Origin of the sequence: Ameyamaea chiangmaiensis (genome assembly GCF_013376175.1) — a bacterium.
GTDB classification, from domain to species: Bacteria; Pseudomonadota; Alphaproteobacteria; order Acetobacterales; family Acetobacteraceae; genus Ameyamaea; species Ameyamaea chiangmaiensis.
Genome location: NZ_JABXXR010000372.1, coordinates 1 through 527, shown reverse-complemented (window position 1 = coordinate 527; position 527 = coordinate 1). Strand labels below are relative to the sequence as shown.

Below are 527 nucleotides of genomic sequence, written 5' to 3'. Positions count from 1 at the left end.
AAGCGCATGCACCGCGCGGTCCGCATCGAAAACGGGCAGACCGCCGGCGCGCAGCATGGCCGCCACCGTCGTCTTGCCCATCCCGATTCCCCCGGTCAGGCCAAGCACTTTCATGACCCCCCGCTCTCCGCCGAGTCAGACCAGGCCCGCGCCCGCCACCGCCTCGACGGCCGCGTCCACCTCCGGGTCGCGTCCGAACCAGGCGGCAAAGCCGGGCCGCGCCTGGTGCAGCAGCATCCCGAACCCGTCCACGATCGCAAGCCCGCGCGCACGCGCGCACGCCAGAAGGGGGGTAAGGCGCGGCACATAGACAGCGTCCGTCACCACCATGTCGCCCGGGGCGCGCGACAGGTCAGGGGCGAACGCTTCCGCCCCACCGCCATGCATGCCCAGCGACGTGGTGTTCACCAGCAGGGTGCGCCCGTCCAGCGCGGCTTCCCAGTCGGCCCAGTCCACCACATCTCCGCCGCCCAGCGCGCCGACCAGCGCCTCCGCCCGGCGGCGGGTGCGGTTGGCGACCGTGACCT

The 527-nt window shown here is 73.2% G+C and carries 2 protein-coding genes; both read right to left on the bottom strand.

Annotated features, from left to right (window positions below; translation table 11 throughout):
- The coding region (locus HUK82_RS17130) for a dephospho-CoA kinase (RefSeq protein WP_176615026.1) at positions 1 to 114 on the bottom strand (114 nt) is incomplete at its 3' end.
- A 21-nt stretch (positions 115 to 135) separates the two neighbouring features.
- The coding region (locus tag HUK82_RS17125; RefSeq protein ID WP_394367521.1) for a shikimate dehydrogenase family protein at positions 136 to 527 on the bottom strand (392 nt) is incomplete at its 5' end.